We start from the raw sequence: 13,567 nt of genomic DNA on the forward strand, positions 1-13,567 counted from the left end.
CTGGATACCCTGTTCGATACCCTTCTCGATACCTTTTTGTTCTAGCTGTTGTGCGATGGTCATCAGTTCCTCCTCGTGTTGCGGAACCCGCAGGGCCAGTTCGCGAACAAATGCCTGCGCATTCGCCGATTCACCGGCCTGGATAATATAGTGTATCAGCGAAATCACCTGCGGCGAAGAGAGATAGCCGGTCAGCAGAATGGCGGACAGCCTGTCGGTCAGTTCGGCCAGGTCGCGCCGGCGAATATGTTTCTGCAGCAGGGTCAGTGCGGCCATGCTGCGGTGACCCATAATCTCTTCGTCGGGAATGACCGTCACATCAACCAGCGGAAAATCGCCGGTGTACAGTTTTTCCGCCAGTGTGGGGTCATCAAACTCCTGCAGCCAGTTGGTGGAGTAAGGGTACGGGCTGCGTTTGCCGGTATAGAACAGGACAGGGATGACCAGCGGCAGGGTTTTGTGCCCGGCGTCCAGGTGCCGCTGCATGGCGGCCACGGCGTATCGTAACATTCTGAAGGCCATGTTTTTTTCAGGGGAACTCTGGTGTTCTTATGAAAAGCGAATGATTATGTGAAGTTCACAACATCCCTCATATAAGTTAACGAAGTTTTTGGTTTCAAATACTCCGCATAAAAAAACATCGCAAAGTAGAGCAAGGGGTTTGGGGAGTAACAAAACCCAAATGAAGGTCAAGAGGCTAATATTTGCGCTCAACCAACCAAATGGTTATACTAAAATCTCCAAATGGAGGAGTTATGAAAACATTTAGCTTATCCACAACTCAGGTCAGACCACCCCGTTTATGGCAGGTGGCAGGGTTAAACAATTCAGATGGTGTGGCGCTGCTGGGGCAGATTAGCGAAGGTCTTGATGGCAAGGTTGCTAACCTGATCGTTGACTGGGCGAAGATAACACAAAACGATCTGCGCAAAATGTCCGGCATTCCGTCAACGACGTTTAGTCGCAGTGTGAAAGCGCGATTCAATTCCGAGCAAAGCGAACGACTGGTTCGCATTATCCGCGTTATTGATCGGGCGGTAGAGTTGTTTGAAGGTGATAAGGAAGAGGCTCAAAAATGGTTGAATGAGCCAAACAGGGCGCTAAGTTGGAAAGTCCCGGCAGAACTGATGGCATCAGAAACTGGGGCTTATGAGGTCATTAAATTGATCACACGTCTGGAGCATGGGGTGTACTCTTGATCCTCTATCGGCTGACAAAGACAAAATATCTTTCTACAGCCTGGACGGGATACGGAGCAAAGGAAGCTGGAGGTCGATGGAATAGTGTTGGCGTCCCGATGGTTTATGTATCAGAAACAGCATCGCTTACCATGCTGGAGACACTGGTTCATCTGCATGCGGCTCAGATTCTGGAGTATTTCACTTTATTGCGCATTAATGTGCCAGATGACCAGATTCAGAGCGCTGATAAGGATGAGCTGCCTGATAACTGGGCTGATGAAGACGCTCCGCCAGAACTGACCGTATACGGGGATGCTTGGTGCTTTTCCAAAGATTCGATAGCACTGCGTGTCCCTAGTGCTCTATCGCCAGTGGAATATAACTACCTGTTAAATCCTGAACACCCGGATTTTTACGGGGTCATTCAGAAGGCTGAGGCTATTCCGTTCCAGTTTGATAGTCGGCTAAAATCTGATCGTAAATAACGTATATGAATGGTTATGGGGTGTAGGCCAATGACACATACTGAGACCCGCGATCGCTATGATGGATGACGCCACTGCTCGGTCTTCTGGCCCACAGAGCTTGTTCTAGTGCATCCAGAACCAGCGAGGTTTCCATTGTTGATGACACCCGCCACCCTACAATAACGCCCGCGAACACATCAATAATGAACGCGACATAAGCGAAGCCCTGCCAGGTGCTGACATAAGTAAAATCGGCCACCCACAGCTGGTTTGGCCGCTCTGCAACGAACTGACGGTTTACCAGATCGTCTGTTGTGCACCGCACTTCGCCGCTACGGGCCGTTTTCACGCCTTTTCCACGAGTAACCCCTCTAAGCCCAACGTTTTCATGAGACGCTCTACGGTGCACCTTGCAACCTTGATACTATCTCGTGTTAACTGGCGCCAGACCTTCCGCACGCCGTAGACCTGCTTGTTCTCCACGTAAATACGCTGTATTTCTACACAGAGCTCATTGTCCCGTTTATCACGATCACATCGCGTTTCTGGACGCTGGAGCCGCTACCTGTGCCAGTAAAATGTTGATGTGGCAATAGCCAACTCCTGGCATACCGACTCGACCCCGTGCCGGTTACTCAGACTGTCTATAGCAGTCCTCGCTTATAAAGGTTGCGCCAGTTAAACAACAGGTTGTCGTTAATGCCGTGTTCCCGCGCCAGTTGTGCCACATTGGCGCCAGGTTGCAGTGATTTTTCGGCCAGAGTGATTTTAAACTCATGTGGAAAATTAGGGCGGCGCGGCCGCTTGCGCGCAACGGGCTCTTCCACCAAAGCTGGCTCTGGGATGTCAGTGATCTCGATTATGTCTGCCGTGATACGTGCAGGATAGAGCAGTGATTCAAGCTTATCGGAGGTCATGCGGTCAGGCAGCGGCCAGCTAACTCCCTGCTTGTTGAAGCGAACAAAGAGATCGCAGATGGTGCTTTTGGGGATCCCAAGCCGCCGACCGACGTCGAGTCTGGACAGGTGTTCATCAAAATGTAAGCGCAGTGCGTCGAAGAGCAGGGTCCGATATTTCATGGCGATAATGTCCATTATAAATGATGGACATTATTTTCCCTGAACCGGAGGAATAGCGACAGACGGTCTAAATGAGCCGCTTACACTCAGACTGTCTATTAACGGCATTATCTTTTCCAGTAGCGGTCGAACTCCGCCAGCGCAAAATAGGCTGACGCCTGACGCAGAATATCGTTGCTGCGTCGCAATTCCTTGTTCTCACGTTCCAACTCTTTCAATCGTTGGCGTTCAGGGGTTGTCAGGCTGTTCTCACTGACTTTGGAGCCAGAGTCACATTCAAGCTGGCGGACCCAGGCCTTTAGTGTGTCGGGGTTACACCCAATTTTAGGGGCGATGGAGTTGAAAGCTGCGTGTTCAGATTTATATTGGGCACGCTGCTCCAGAAGCATTCTTACTGCGCGCTCACGCAGTTCGGCTGGATAACGGTTTGCTGATTTTGATGTCATCTTGGATCTCCTTTCACTAAGAGTTTAGTCTCCAAGATTCCCGGTGCGGTTCATTTACCCAGCCGAGGGTTCTTGCTGGTACACCTCTGTGTGACTGTCTCGAAGGTTTATTTCCAAACCAATTTACCCTCGGACGTCAATACTGGCCGGTAGGTCGCGTACTCTCGCGGGCCATCAAACAGTTGGCGGGCTGCCGATCAAGAATCCCATTTCGCAGTTCAGGGGCGCCGAGCATGGAGCGAAATTGAACGAGCCGATAAACTACCCGTTTGTCGTCGATGGAGAAGGTTTTCGCATGCAGCGACGCGCCGGACAGCCCCAACAGCTTGAGCTCCGTCGGTTGTCCGGCGCGCAGCTTCAGCTCGAACAGTTCGACGCCTGCCTGCAGCAGCTCACGCTGGTATGTGAATAGTATTTAGAGATGCACCGGGCTGGCCATCCTGGCGATAACTCACCTCACCTTCAATCCTTACCGGTCTTTTCATCAATACCATCTGGGTCGTCCAGCATATGGATCATCATTGCTGGGTCGGGATACCGAGTTATCCCCAATTTCTGTGGATAACTCGGACAGATCTCCCTGCCCAGACAGCCCCGCTTTCCCCGTTCAATGCAGGAACCCGCGCGCTGCTGCATTATGAGCAAAACTGGCACCGGCATACCCTGTTCAATCTGCTGTGGAATACCCGGCACGTATCAATGTAGCCCCGGCGCTGCGGCGGCGCGATTTTCGTCTGCACGTCGCGGTGCCTTACATGGTATTGCGCGCAGCCAAACAGCGACGTGTGGGTACCGGTCGTCCAGATAACGTCCGCCCCTCTCCTCCCGGGACGGTCAGGTGATTACGGCGCACGCGTGACCGTCCAGTAGGGAGCTGTAGCGTCGGACCGGAGGCCGGCACGGCGGTGTCACCGACGTGATGACGCCCAGGCTTTGGGGTTACATACCTCAACATTCGGTAAACAACCCAAAATTAAATATGGCGGTTTAATTAAACCAATACTAAGATAACGGCCTCATTGACGAACAGATACAAACGCAGCGGCACAGTAATATTTATTCAGGCACACGGCTATTTTCACCCAACATGCGGGGCAGCTAATTGCCTCCACTTTCCGACTAAAAAAAATGAAAATAACATTATCTTTTACAAGGAACCGCTATGCCCAACAACTTTCATATACTGATCGACAGGCATGTGCTTGGAAACAAAGCATACAACCTCACTAAAATGAAAATTGCAGGCCTTCCGATCCCGGAGGGATTCGTCATTCTTTTCAATGAAACCCCGTCAATAAAAGAGATCATCAATTGGTACAATACATATATCGTTAAAGGCAGTGTTTCTGTCCGGTCAAGTTCAAACAAAGAGGATGGGGAAACAAAATCAGGGGCGGGGTTTTATAAGACCAAGTTGAACATCCCATTGCAAAGAATACAGATTGCAATAAAAATTGTCAGGCAACAGGCAGACAAAGAGGGGAAAATACCCGTAATCATACAGCAATACATTCACGCAATGTTATCTGGCGTAGCTTATTCAATCAATCCAAAAAACGGAATGGACGATATTTACATGGAGTATGGACATGGTCCTTGTGACGATGTTGTTGCTGGGCGTATAATACCAAAAAGTTTGGTTGTCAAGAAAAACGAAGTTTGTCACCATAAAGAAATCCCTCACAAACTCGTGGAATACATTATTCAGCTTGAACTTCTTTTTGGGATGCCTGTTGACGTTGAGTGGTGCATAGATCACTCTGGCAAGATTTGGATATTACAGTGCCGTCCCATTACCGTCATTCCCTCACAATGTTATCAATATGCCTAGTCGACACGCGAACCTCTTTGGGCAATGGCGTTGGCCTTTGGCGCTCGTTGCCACGATCAAAAGAACAAAAATGAAGGGATCTATACTCATCAGGAAATTATTTACTCTCGAGATAAAAAAGGCGTTTTTCACTGCTACATTGGTTTGAAAGATCATGTTTCCGCTTTAAAATATGTTTCTCAGAAAATCGGCACCCTACCCCAGCCTCAAGCTCTAGAAGATATTTCCCCTATGGATTCCCCCATATCTTCAAACGTTGATGCCATTGCGTATTTACGTTATCTGTCAGAACGATATTGTCATTTCATACACTGTTATATGCGTTCTGAACCCATCGTCACCGATATCATTGAAAGGCAACTGGCGTTGTTACTATCAACGGACAGGTTAAACACATTATTAAATTGTCATGATCTGATGCATCAGGAGCAAGATGATTTGATGAAGGTAAATCAGGACAATGAAGAACACATCATCAGGCACATAGAGAAATACCCTTATCTCGCCATAAACCATGTGACAAGAAAGGACTTATTAAGAAGCGTTAAAGTTATGCTTGCCAACCGAGTGAACACAAAGATAAAAAAAGTCAAGTCCAGTCCTGCGTCACTTCCCGAAGGACAAGCTGCTCCCCTCATTAATTACTTACTGACACTATCGACCGAACGAATGGAGGTTAAAAAAAGATGGGCAGGAACTTACTATTATATGATGGGTATTATGGAGTGGATTTCTGATGAGTTTGCAGAGAAACAGGAAGACTTATATAACTACTACTTACTAGAAGATATCATAGCATTAATAGAAAATGGGGTAACATTAACAAAAGAAGAGAAAACAAAGCGAAAGAATGGTGTCCTCATGAAACGAAAAAAAGATGTAAACTTAACACCAGAAATATCGTTTGGTCATTTTTTTACTGAGCACACACCTGAGCCGCTCTACCCAGATGAGGCAGTATTACGTGGTACAACAACAATACAACAAAAAGTCTGCGGTACAGTAAAAAAAATCGACTATACCGAACTAACTGATGTTTCTTGTTATCAAAATAAAATCATTGTCACTGAAATGACCCAACCCAACATGATCACATTGCTACGAAAAGGAAAGGGAATTATAACGAACGAAGGTGGAATATTATCACACGCCTGCATTATCGCCAGGGAATATGACATCCCCTGTATTGTTGGCACCAAAGTCGCTACGGACACGCTTCAAGACGGGGACCGCATCATTATGTGGCCCGATGGTCGAGTCAGTTATGACAAATCAACACCTGAGGGGTAACATGACACCATGGCAGTATAAATACACTGCATAAATAATTACAGACATATTCCATTGCGACCAGTCAGACACGATGGAGAGCATTACTTACCCATAATCAATACACTACTGCAGAGCACAAATAACACAATAAAAACCGGGTTGAAAACCACTAACACCGAGGTTTACCATGAGCGAAAACCCAAGCATTGACAACAATGCAAAAAAAGAAAACGAAACAAAAAACTCGGCAGAAGAAATGTATAAAAAATACTGCCCAACATTATTTAATGCTATTAAGGAAAACAAAAGCGACAACATTGGCAGTTACTCTCACCTCTTTTCCGAATTAGCAGAGAATGCACTCAGTGCCGAAGTGCTGGGTAAGCCGGGTGCGGAAATAAATTACATTACAACTGAAATAAACGAAACATTAACAACCGCTGACTCTATAAAAAGTCTAAAACGGGCCGAGTTACACTATCTTGAAACAAGAGAGACCATAAAAAAGTTTCAGAGCATAAAGTCCGTAGAGGAATTAACTGATAACAGTGAAATAATAAAGTCGATAAAGCTTGGCATTTCTCGATATAATATACTTTTTGTACTCTTGCTAATTGGTGGGTTGACATGGGGAGCTATTAACCTTCCGAAAGATGCACTGGCGTTGGTCTCTGCGGCCATTGGGGGCGCGATCACGCATTTGTTATCTGAGCGACAATCCGTACTTTCAATCAAAAGTGAAAAAAACGGGAATAATTGTGAGTGTGCATCAAGAGATGAGCACTAATCATTATAAAATCGCGCCACTGACGTGAAACCTGCGGACCGCTATCCCGGCCAATGCGATGTTCGCTTTGCCGCGCCTGCTGTTTCAGCAGGCGCGCGGAGGTCAGATCCGATAGCGAAAATGAATAAGCGCCGATCGGAGCGGGTTACCGTCCCTAACCTGGCTGCGCTGCACAATCCGGTGACACTACGGCCTTCCGTCTGGAGGGCCTGGCCTCTGCTCAGATCCAAACAAGGCAGGACGCATGGGGGATCTCCATTGATAGCCACGGTGTACGGGTAAATAAGATGCAAAACCCAAAATACGTAAACGGACAAATAAGCAAAATATCAAATTATTATTGTGACACCGTCAATTATTAAACCTGTTGTCGTGATGTCCTTGCCGATTGGGCTTTACCACCAGACTCCCCAACCGCTCTGTCCGGGCGGTGCTCGTCCGATTTACCCTGTGATAACAGAGGGTTGGTGCTTACCTTCGGTTTTTTTCCGCCGAGCCAGTGTAAACAGGCGTCGGTAGAGGATGCGTTTTTTACGCAGATTTCGTTTTTTCCCCAATTTTTATGCGATGCTGTCCTGACCGATCACCGATTTATTCGGCTTCACGGCGCCGGGGCTGACGCGGCACAATAGTGATCTGAGGGCCGAACCCTGGCCCGATTCGGGCAGAGGATGGCCTTTGAAGGCCGAAAAGTGCACAGCGTGCGGAGAATGAAAAATTGAGTATCATCCCCCTCGAGATGGAACAGATTTCACGTAGCGCGATCGGTTTGCCCGGCGGCTTCGCGCGCGCCGTCCGGCTGCGCGAAATGGCCCTTGCCGCTTCACTGGATGTGCCCCGCTACCTGCTGGCGCCCGAAATTGCGGTGCTGCTCGACTACCTGCCCGATCTGCGCCAGCGCATGCTGATCGAAACCCTGTGGAACACCGGCGCCCGCATCAATGAAGCCCTGGCGCTGACGCCGGGGGATGTGTTCTTCAACGGCGACCTGCCGTTTGTCCGGCTGCGCACCCTGAAGCAACGCGCCCCTCGCCCGCGCCGGCGGCCAACCAAGGAAGAGCAGCAGCGGTGGGAGGCCCCGTTTCGGGCGGTGCCGCTGCCGGATGCGGGGTATGTGCGCCGGCTGCAGGGTTATTTTGCGACGTTCAAACTGCTGACCCGCCGGGCGACACCGATGTGGGATGTGGCCAGCCCGGAAACCCCACGCAACTGGTTGCGGGCGGCGGTCGGCCGGGCCGCCCAGGACGGCGTGACTTTTTCGGTGCGGCCGATAACGCCACACACGTTTCGGCACAGCTACGCGGTACACCTGCTGATGAACGGTGTGCACATTAAGCAGGTGCAGGCGCTGATGGGCCACAAGCGGCTGGAAAATACCGAGGTATATACGAAGATCTTTGCACTGGACGTCACGCCGGATCTGGCGTTCTCCCTGCCGGTTGAGGAGGCACGACGGTTACTGTCGCGCCCCTCCATAATATAACCTTTTTGGTTTTACACTACATCTAAAATACGATTTTACGGAAAAGCGTATTTGATGATTTCAGTATTGACCGTATCCTTGCTTATGCATACACTGCATTTGGATCGTAGTTGTTAGTTTGCAGAAATGCGATTTTACTGAAAATCGTAACAACCTTTACCAGGAGAGCCTGATGATCATCTCTGTACTGAACCAGAAAGGGGGCGTCGGCAAAACCACGCTCAGCGTCAATATTGCCGCCCGCCTGGCCGCGGATGGCGCGCGCGTATTGCTGTTGGATGCAGATCCTCAGGGCAGCGCCCTGGACTGGGCGGCAGCACGGGAAGCGGCGTCCGCGTTCCCGGTGCTGGGATTGCCGCGCGCCACACTGCACAAAGAGATCGGCACGTTCATCCAGGATTATGACCACATCATCATCGATGGCCCGCCCCGCGTCACGGATCTGGCCCGTTCCGCCATTATGGCGGCAGACCTGGTCGTGATCCCCGTACAACCCAGTCCGTATGACGTCTGGGCGGCACAAGACGTGGTCACGCTGATCCAGGAAGCCAAAATTTATAAAGAAAACCTCAAATCTGTATTTGCGGTTAATCGTAAAATCGTAAATACTGCGATAGGCCGCGATGTCGGCGAGGCGCTGTCGACGTATGACACACCGGTGCTACGAGCCACGGTGTCACAGCGCGTGATATTCGCTGAAGCGGCGGCCGTTGGTAAAGCCGTGTTCGAGCTGGAGCCGGATTCGGCGGCGGCCAAAGAAATCGGCGCCCTGGTTAACGAGATGTTGGAGCTACGAGTATGAGTGGGAAAAAAGTGACTTTCGGGGCCAGGCCAACAAAACCTGCCCCCAGCGCGGATGCCTGGGTGGAAAGTCGCACAGTCGAAGACGCGCACCTGCAGCCGCGCGAGAAAATGAAGCGACTCACGATTGATATCCCGGAAAGTCTGCATAAAGCCATCAAGTCTGCCTGTGCCCTGAGAGGGAGCAAGATCGCCGATGAGGTGCGCGAGCTGTTGTATAACAAATACGGAAAAGAGTAATTCTGTATTTAATGTTTTACGATTATGCAACGCTGTCCCGCCTGGTCGAAGCCGGTGCCGTCCGGGGGGCACACATCGTCGGTCAGCCGGGCGGATGGGCCATCATGGTCCAGTACGGGATGCTGGAGCGTTCGCTGGCCGCACAGCGCAGTCGCAATGTGCGGCTCTTCCGCCGTTTTGAAACACGGGTGTCGTACCTGAAGGACATTGGCATTGCCCGTTCCGATGTGGATTCGTCGAACTATACCCCCGACGCCATCACTACCGCCCGGCGTCCCGATCGCGCCGAAGCCCTGAAACGAGCACATGAAGCCGCCGCCTATGATGCCTGGTTCCGTGAACAGATCCAGGCCAGCATCGATGATCCGCGCCCTGACATTCCCCATGAGGACGTGGAAGCCCGGGTTGCCGAAAAACGTGAAGCCTTGCGCAAATGCCTGGGAAGCAGATGAAAATTGTCTGGCGCCCGATGGCCGAAGCTGACCGGGAAAACATCGTTGAATACATTGCGCAGGCCCCCCGTGCGGCACTTAAGCTGGATGAGGATTTCAAAGCCAAGATTGAGATCGCAGCACGAAACCCGCAACGCTACAAAGCAGGCCGCGTGCGGGGCACCCGCGAAATCGTCGTACGTCCGAACTATGTGATGGTTTTTCACATTGACGATGAGAGCGATACATTGGTCGTACTGCGTGTACTTCATGCCGCTCAGCCATGGCCGCCAACCAAGTGACACCTTTCGGTTCCGGCGAGAGAACCCTCCACGCGTCATTTTCGAGGGTTCTTCACCTGGCCCTCTGAAAAGCTATCATTACGATTATCTGTATTTAATGAAAATCATATTTCATTAAATACAGCAGCAGAGTCCGTATAACCCGGGCGGCCCGCCAGGGGCTGCACATCGCCATGGACCGCCCTGAGGTGTGCCGCTTTGCGCCGGCGCTCAATGTTGAAAACCGCCTCACCCTTGCCGATGTTACGCCTAGCGTTCGCGGCAAGGAGCGTACAGGGATGCGGCTGGGGACAGGATCCGCCCGGGCCGTTAAATGGGGTTTTCCTCTGTTTGTCCCCCAGAATGGGTGGTTATCGACTTGCGGTTATCGCTGATGACGTGACATGCTGTCCGGTTATGAGTCAAGCGTCATTCCCCCCTCGTTAAGGAGGCTACCCATTGGCAACACCGGCCTATCAAAAACGCCCGACGGCGGAACTCGCTCATCTGGCATGGTGCCTGCTGGTCGCTTTACGTTTGGCGCAGCATGACGGGCGGGCCACGTCCGCGCTGCAACAACACCTGTTCATCATGCGTTGGCTGGCCACCGCCCAAAAGCGCAAACTGTTCCCACGCGCGGTGGCGCCGGACATGCTCTGGCTGCAGGCGCAGGGCAACCTTTACGGGATGCGTGCCAATCTGCGGGGCAAGGTTGACTATATCTACCGCTCCAGTGCAGGCACGCTGGCATCGCAGAGCGATCTGTTCCGCTTCACCTATGCGATTGAAACCCTGAAAAACGGGGGCTGGGAAGATAACCTGGTGTCTGAGCATGAATGGAACACGGCGCAGGCCGGGGGCGGACAGGTGGCGGCGGTGTATACCCGTAAACAGGCCCTGTCATCCTGTTTTGACGACAAGCAAACGCTGATCCGTCCGCTTTTCTTACGATTCACCGGCGATGTGAGCAGCGTGCCGGCATTGTTCGCTCAATGCGCATTACCGGTGGTACAACAAACGGGTGAGCGAGGGTTTTCTGTCTTTGCGGTGCCATGTCTGCGGCATGATCATGAGTGTCTTCAGGGGCGGGGGGAGATTGACGATGAACCGGGGGATGGGTAAAAAGGAGGAGGCACCCGCTGGCTGCTCCGCGTCACAGGCGAGGTTGCACGGCATGAAAAATGGCAAGAGGCCCCCGGGCGATATTCCCCTCCCCGTTCACTCTCATCAGGATAAGCTATGCGTATACCCGAAAACACGCTTTTTTCGGCCCTGCAAAACGGCGGGCGTATTAAAAGTTTTTACCGGCGTGCGGCGCGGAGCCTCCGTCAGGACACCTCCGTGCTGGCTGACGGCTATGTGCTGGAAACCCCGGGTGATACGGGGGAGACCATACTGAGTCACACCGATTTCTTGTCAGTCAGGGCGAAGCTGGTCGAAACAGAAACCTGGGAGCAGACGGTGGGAAGTGTACGTTTCGGCGGAAGCACCTGGGTATGGCGACCTGAGCCCGATGCCTGAGCAGTGCGCACAGCTCCCTGCCCGGCCTGAGGCGTTGGACGACTCCCTTTTTTAATTCCTTTCACCTTGCCTTCGCCGTTAACTTCAGTCTGCCCGGCCGGCTCCAGCACCTCGGCAGTGTTGTCTTTTACCATCGTGTTATCTCCTCGTGTTGCGGCAGCCCGGCGGCATACCACGCCGAATGCCACCCCGTCGGTAAAGCCGCCAAACAGCGGTACTGGGTTGTCGTCTCCTTTCTCGATAATTTTAATAGGGTAAGTTATTACAACCTTTGCACCGACCTGAACAGGGGGATGTTATCGAAAATGAACTCGCGGCGGCGGTGGCAAACCGCAGATATTGAGGAAGGGAGATGGGCCCAAAACCATGCCGGAGAACTCTGTGCGGCTCCGCAAGTCAGGTAATGCATTGTTTTTATAATTAATGTGTCACGCATCGGCTCGTGTGCAGTTTTATTAAAAGCTAACATTTCAGATGACGTATCCGATTCTACTGACCGCCGTTTGGTCTTCTATAGCCGAGAATTTCGTTTGAGCAATACCCAAAGTGATGCTTCTTTAGCGTTAAGCATGATGTCTGAAAGTGACATAAATTAATCTCTGGGAATATAACCACTCAAAAAAATCAATCACCTGGACATTCGCATAGGTTCCCTTTATTAATTTTCACGCTAATTACATTCGTGCTAATTAATAATAATTTCGTGGGGGTATTGCTAATTTTAAAGCAACAACTATTTTAAAATATCCAACCCGGCGAATGGACCCATTAATTTTAAATGGGTATTTAATTAAATGGTAAGCGTAGAAACGATTTTATTAATAAGGCAATCCTGGCGCATCGTTCTGCCATAAGCAATAGCCTAATGGAGGCTGTAATGACTTTCGAAAAAATACCGCAAAAAATCCTGTTGGAGTTCAAAGAGAGGAGAATAGGCACTCCTACTCTGGTGGATATCCTTGATGGCTTGGGTACAGGGAGTGTATTGACATCCAGAGTGCAAACAATTAACTGCACTGATCCCTACTTTGTCGCGCAAGCTTACACTGTGAGTTGGAAAAAAGTACGAAAAGGCAAGGACATTCAGCAATCCCAACCCTCAACCTGGGCTCAGGTTGGGGCATTCCTGGTGCCTGAACTGGAGAATGCAGATGGGCTGGTTTATGTGGCGGGAGGAGGGGAACTTATCACTGAAGCCGCGTTAGCGGGGGGGATGAGTTGTACCTATTTTGAGAAAATGGGGTTTGCAGGCGTCATTTTAGGCGGCGCGGTTCGTGATATGAGGGAGTTGAAAATGCTGAAAATGCCGGTATTGGCGACTAACCCGATACCGACAGATACTCAGGGCACTTACCTGGTGCAAGAAACCGGCACACAGTGCCTGATCGATCACGTTACCGTGTACACCGGAGATTTGATTGTCGCCGATAACAACGGGGTTGCGATCATTCCAGTTGCGGTCATCAGTCAGGTGATGCAACAAGCATTAGCCATTGACAACACGGAACATTGCATGCTTGAAAAAATAAAAGCTGGAGAGCGACTGCCGGCATTGATTGATGTTACCGGGCGTATCTAACGCGTATCTGTTATTGAGGTCAACAATGATCACTGTTCACACTCTGGGTCCTGCGGGAACAAACTGCGAAAAAGCCGCGCATTTCTGGCTGCATCAAAATCATCAGGAAGTGTAGCGCGGCGGAATTTTCTGCACTGTTTTACAGAGAATTCCGCACTGCGTAGAGAC

General features: G+C 50.7%; 13 protein-coding genes and 5 pseudogenes. 12 read left to right on the plus strand and 6 right to left on the minus strand.

Translation table 11 applies throughout. From position 1 onward, the window contains the following. Nucleotides 1-549, minus strand: a pseudogene (locus tag ADK28_RS27955) (Rpn family recombination-promoting nuclease/putative transposase); the annotation flags it as partial. A gap of 206 nt (nt 550-755) precedes the next feature. On the opposite strand from ADK28_RS27955, the gene parS reads away from it, so the two are divergent. Together parS and ADK28_RS27965 are read left to right on the plus strand one after the other, a co-directional pair. Beyond that, nucleotides 756-1,199 (plus strand): type II toxin-antitoxin system Xre/ParS family antitoxin, encoded by a 444-nt coding sequence (gene parS / locus ADK28_RS27960; protein WP_048797266.1) that lies wholly within the window; start codon nt 756-758, stop codon nt 1,197-1,199. Beyond that, on the plus strand, nt 1,196-1,666 hold the full coding sequence (locus tag ADK28_RS27965) for an RES family NAD+ phosphorylase (RefSeq protein ID WP_048797267.1): 471 nt from the start codon (nt 1,196-1,198) through the stop codon (nt 1,664-1,666). The genes parS and ADK28_RS27965 overlap by 4 nt, the downstream gene beginning before the upstream one ends. Nucleotides 1,667-1,685: 19 nt before the next feature. Here ADK28_RS27965 and ADK28_RS29350 read toward each other — a convergent pair. The 4 pseudogenes from ADK28_RS29350 to ADK28_RS33215 form a co-directional block, all read right to left on the minus strand. Next, nucleotides 1,686-2,296, minus strand: a pseudogene (locus ADK28_RS29350) (IS3 family transposase); the annotation flags it as partial. Nucleotides 2,297-2,301: 5 nt separating this feature from the next. Beyond that, nucleotides 2,302-2,727 (minus strand): annotated as a pseudogene (gene tnpA / locus ADK28_RS27980) (IS66-like element accessory protein TnpA); the annotation flags it as partial. Nucleotides 2,728-2,814: 87 nt separating this feature from the next. Next, nucleotides 2,815-3,173, minus strand: a pseudogene (locus ADK28_RS27985) (transposase); the annotation flags it as partial. A 189-nt stretch (nt 3,174-3,362) separates the two neighbouring features. Continuing rightward, a pseudogene (locus ADK28_RS33215) lies at nt 3,363-3,576 on the minus strand (phospholipase D-like domain-containing protein); the annotation flags it as partial. Nucleotides 3,577-4,335: 759 nt separating this feature from the next. Between ADK28_RS33215 and ADK28_RS27995 the strand changes: the two are divergent. The 9 genes from ADK28_RS27995 to ADK28_RS28035 all read left to right on the plus strand — a co-directional run bounded on the left by ADK28_RS27995 (nt 4,336) and on the right by ADK28_RS28035 (nt 11,421). Further along, the gene (locus ADK28_RS27995) at nt 4,336-5,004 is read left to right on the plus strand and encodes a PEP/pyruvate-binding domain-containing protein (RefSeq protein WP_048797271.1); all 669 of its coding nucleotides are present in this window, start codon (nt 4,336-4,338) and stop codon (nt 5,002-5,004) included. A gap of 24 nt (nt 5,005-5,028) precedes the next feature. Further along, nucleotides 5,029-6,294: a PEP-utilizing enzyme gene (locus tag ADK28_RS28000; protein WP_082172358.1), complete on the plus strand. Its 1,266-nt coding sequence runs from the start codon at nt 5,029-5,031 to the stop codon at nt 6,292-6,294. Between the two features lie 169 nt (nt 6,295-6,463). After that, the gene (locus ADK28_RS28005) at nt 6,464-7,063 is read left to right on the plus strand and encodes a hypothetical protein (protein WP_048797273.1); all 600 of its coding nucleotides are present in this window, start codon (nt 6,464-6,466) and stop codon (nt 7,061-7,063) included. A gap of 718 nt (nt 7,064-7,781) precedes the next feature. Further along, nucleotides 7,782-8,546 carry a tyrosine-type recombinase/integrase gene (locus ADK28_RS28010; RefSeq protein ID WP_239686287.1) on the plus strand — a complete coding sequence of 255 codons (765 nt, stop codon included), beginning with the start codon at nt 7,782-7,784 and terminating at the stop codon, nt 8,544-8,546. A 172-nt stretch (nt 8,547-8,718) separates the two neighbouring features. Further along, the gene (gene parA, locus ADK28_RS28015) at nt 8,719-9,348 is read left to right on the plus strand and encodes a ParA family partition ATPase (RefSeq protein WP_048797275.1); all 630 of its coding nucleotides are present in this window, start codon (nt 8,719-8,721) and stop codon (nt 9,346-9,348) included. Then, the gene (locus tag ADK28_RS28020; protein ID WP_048797276.1) at nt 9,345-9,587 is read left to right on the plus strand and encodes a plasmid partition protein ParG; all 243 of its coding nucleotides are present in this window, start codon (nt 9,345-9,347) and stop codon (nt 9,585-9,587) included. The genes parA and ADK28_RS28020 overlap by 4 nt, the downstream gene beginning before the upstream one ends. Nucleotides 9,588-9,598: 11 nt before the next feature. Next, entirely contained in the window at nt 9,599-10,039 is a 441-nt protein-coding gene (locus ADK28_RS28025) for a hypothetical protein (RefSeq protein ID WP_048797277.1), read from the plus strand. Next, on the plus strand, nt 10,036-10,320 hold the full coding sequence (locus ADK28_RS28030; RefSeq protein WP_048797278.1) for a type II toxin-antitoxin system mRNA interferase toxin, RelE/StbE family: 285 nt from the start codon (nt 10,036-10,038) through the stop codon (nt 10,318-10,320). The genes ADK28_RS28025 and ADK28_RS28030 overlap by 4 nt, the downstream gene beginning before the upstream one ends. A 438-nt stretch (nt 10,321-10,758) precedes the next feature. Beyond that, entirely contained in the window at nt 10,759-11,421 is a 663-nt protein-coding gene (locus ADK28_RS28035) for a DUF2913 family protein (RefSeq protein WP_065426268.1), read from the plus strand. 278 nt (nt 11,422-11,699) lie between these two features. Here ADK28_RS28035 and ADK28_RS32345 read toward each other — a convergent pair whose 3' ends face one another. Continuing rightward, nucleotides 11,700-11,954, minus strand: coding sequence for a hypothetical protein (locus ADK28_RS32345; protein WP_161802738.1), 255 nt, complete (start codon nt 11,952-11,954; stop codon nt 11,700-11,702). A 743-nt stretch (nt 11,955-12,697) separates the two neighbouring features. Between ADK28_RS32345 and ADK28_RS28045 the strand changes: the two genes are divergently transcribed. Next, nucleotides 12,698-13,399: an RraA family protein gene (locus ADK28_RS28045; RefSeq protein ID WP_048797318.1), complete on the plus strand. Its 702-nt coding sequence runs from the start codon at nt 12,698-12,700 to the stop codon at nt 13,397-13,399. Nucleotides 13,400-13,567 lie beyond the last annotated feature (168 nt).

This window comes from Serratia sp. 506_PEND, from assembly GCF_001076875.1.
Lineage (GTDB): Bacteria > Pseudomonadota > Gammaproteobacteria > Enterobacterales > Enterobacteriaceae > Serratia > Serratia marcescens.

Coding starts and splice junctions, on each gene's coding strand:
- ADK28_RS27995 (WP_048797271.1), top strand. CDS start 4,336: ATGCCCAACAACTTTCATATACTGATCGACAGGCATGTGCTTGGAAAC.
- ADK28_RS28030 (WP_048797278.1), top strand. CDS start 10,036: ATGAAAATTGTCTGGCGCCCGATGGCCGAAGCTGACCGGGAAAACATC.
- ADK28_RS28045 (WP_048797318.1), top strand. CDS start 12,698: ATGACTTTCGAAAAAATACCGCAAAAAATCCTGTTGGAGTTCAAAGAG.
- ADK28_RS28000 (WP_082172358.1), top strand. CDS start 5,029: ATGGCGTTGGCCTTTGGCGCTCGTTGCCACGATCAAAAGAACAAAAAT.
- ADK28_RS28025 (WP_048797277.1), top strand. CDS start 9,599: ATGTTTTACGATTATGCAACGCTGTCCCGCCTGGTCGAAGCCGGTGCC.
- parA (WP_048797275.1), top strand. CDS start 8,719: ATGATCATCTCTGTACTGAACCAGAAAGGGGGCGTCGGCAAAACCACG.
- ADK28_RS28005 (WP_048797273.1), top strand. CDS start 6,464: ATGAGCGAAAACCCAAGCATTGACAACAATGCAAAAAAAGAAAACGAA.
- parS (WP_048797266.1), top strand. CDS start 756: ATGAAAACATTTAGCTTATCCACAACTCAGGTCAGACCACCCCGTTTA.
- ADK28_RS32345 (WP_161802738.1), bottom strand. CDS start 11,954: ATGGTAAAAGACAACACTGCCGAGGTGCTGGAGCCGGCCGGGCAGACT.
- ADK28_RS28020 (WP_048797276.1), top strand. CDS start 9,345: ATGAGTGGGAAAAAAGTGACTTTCGGGGCCAGGCCAACAAAACCTGCC.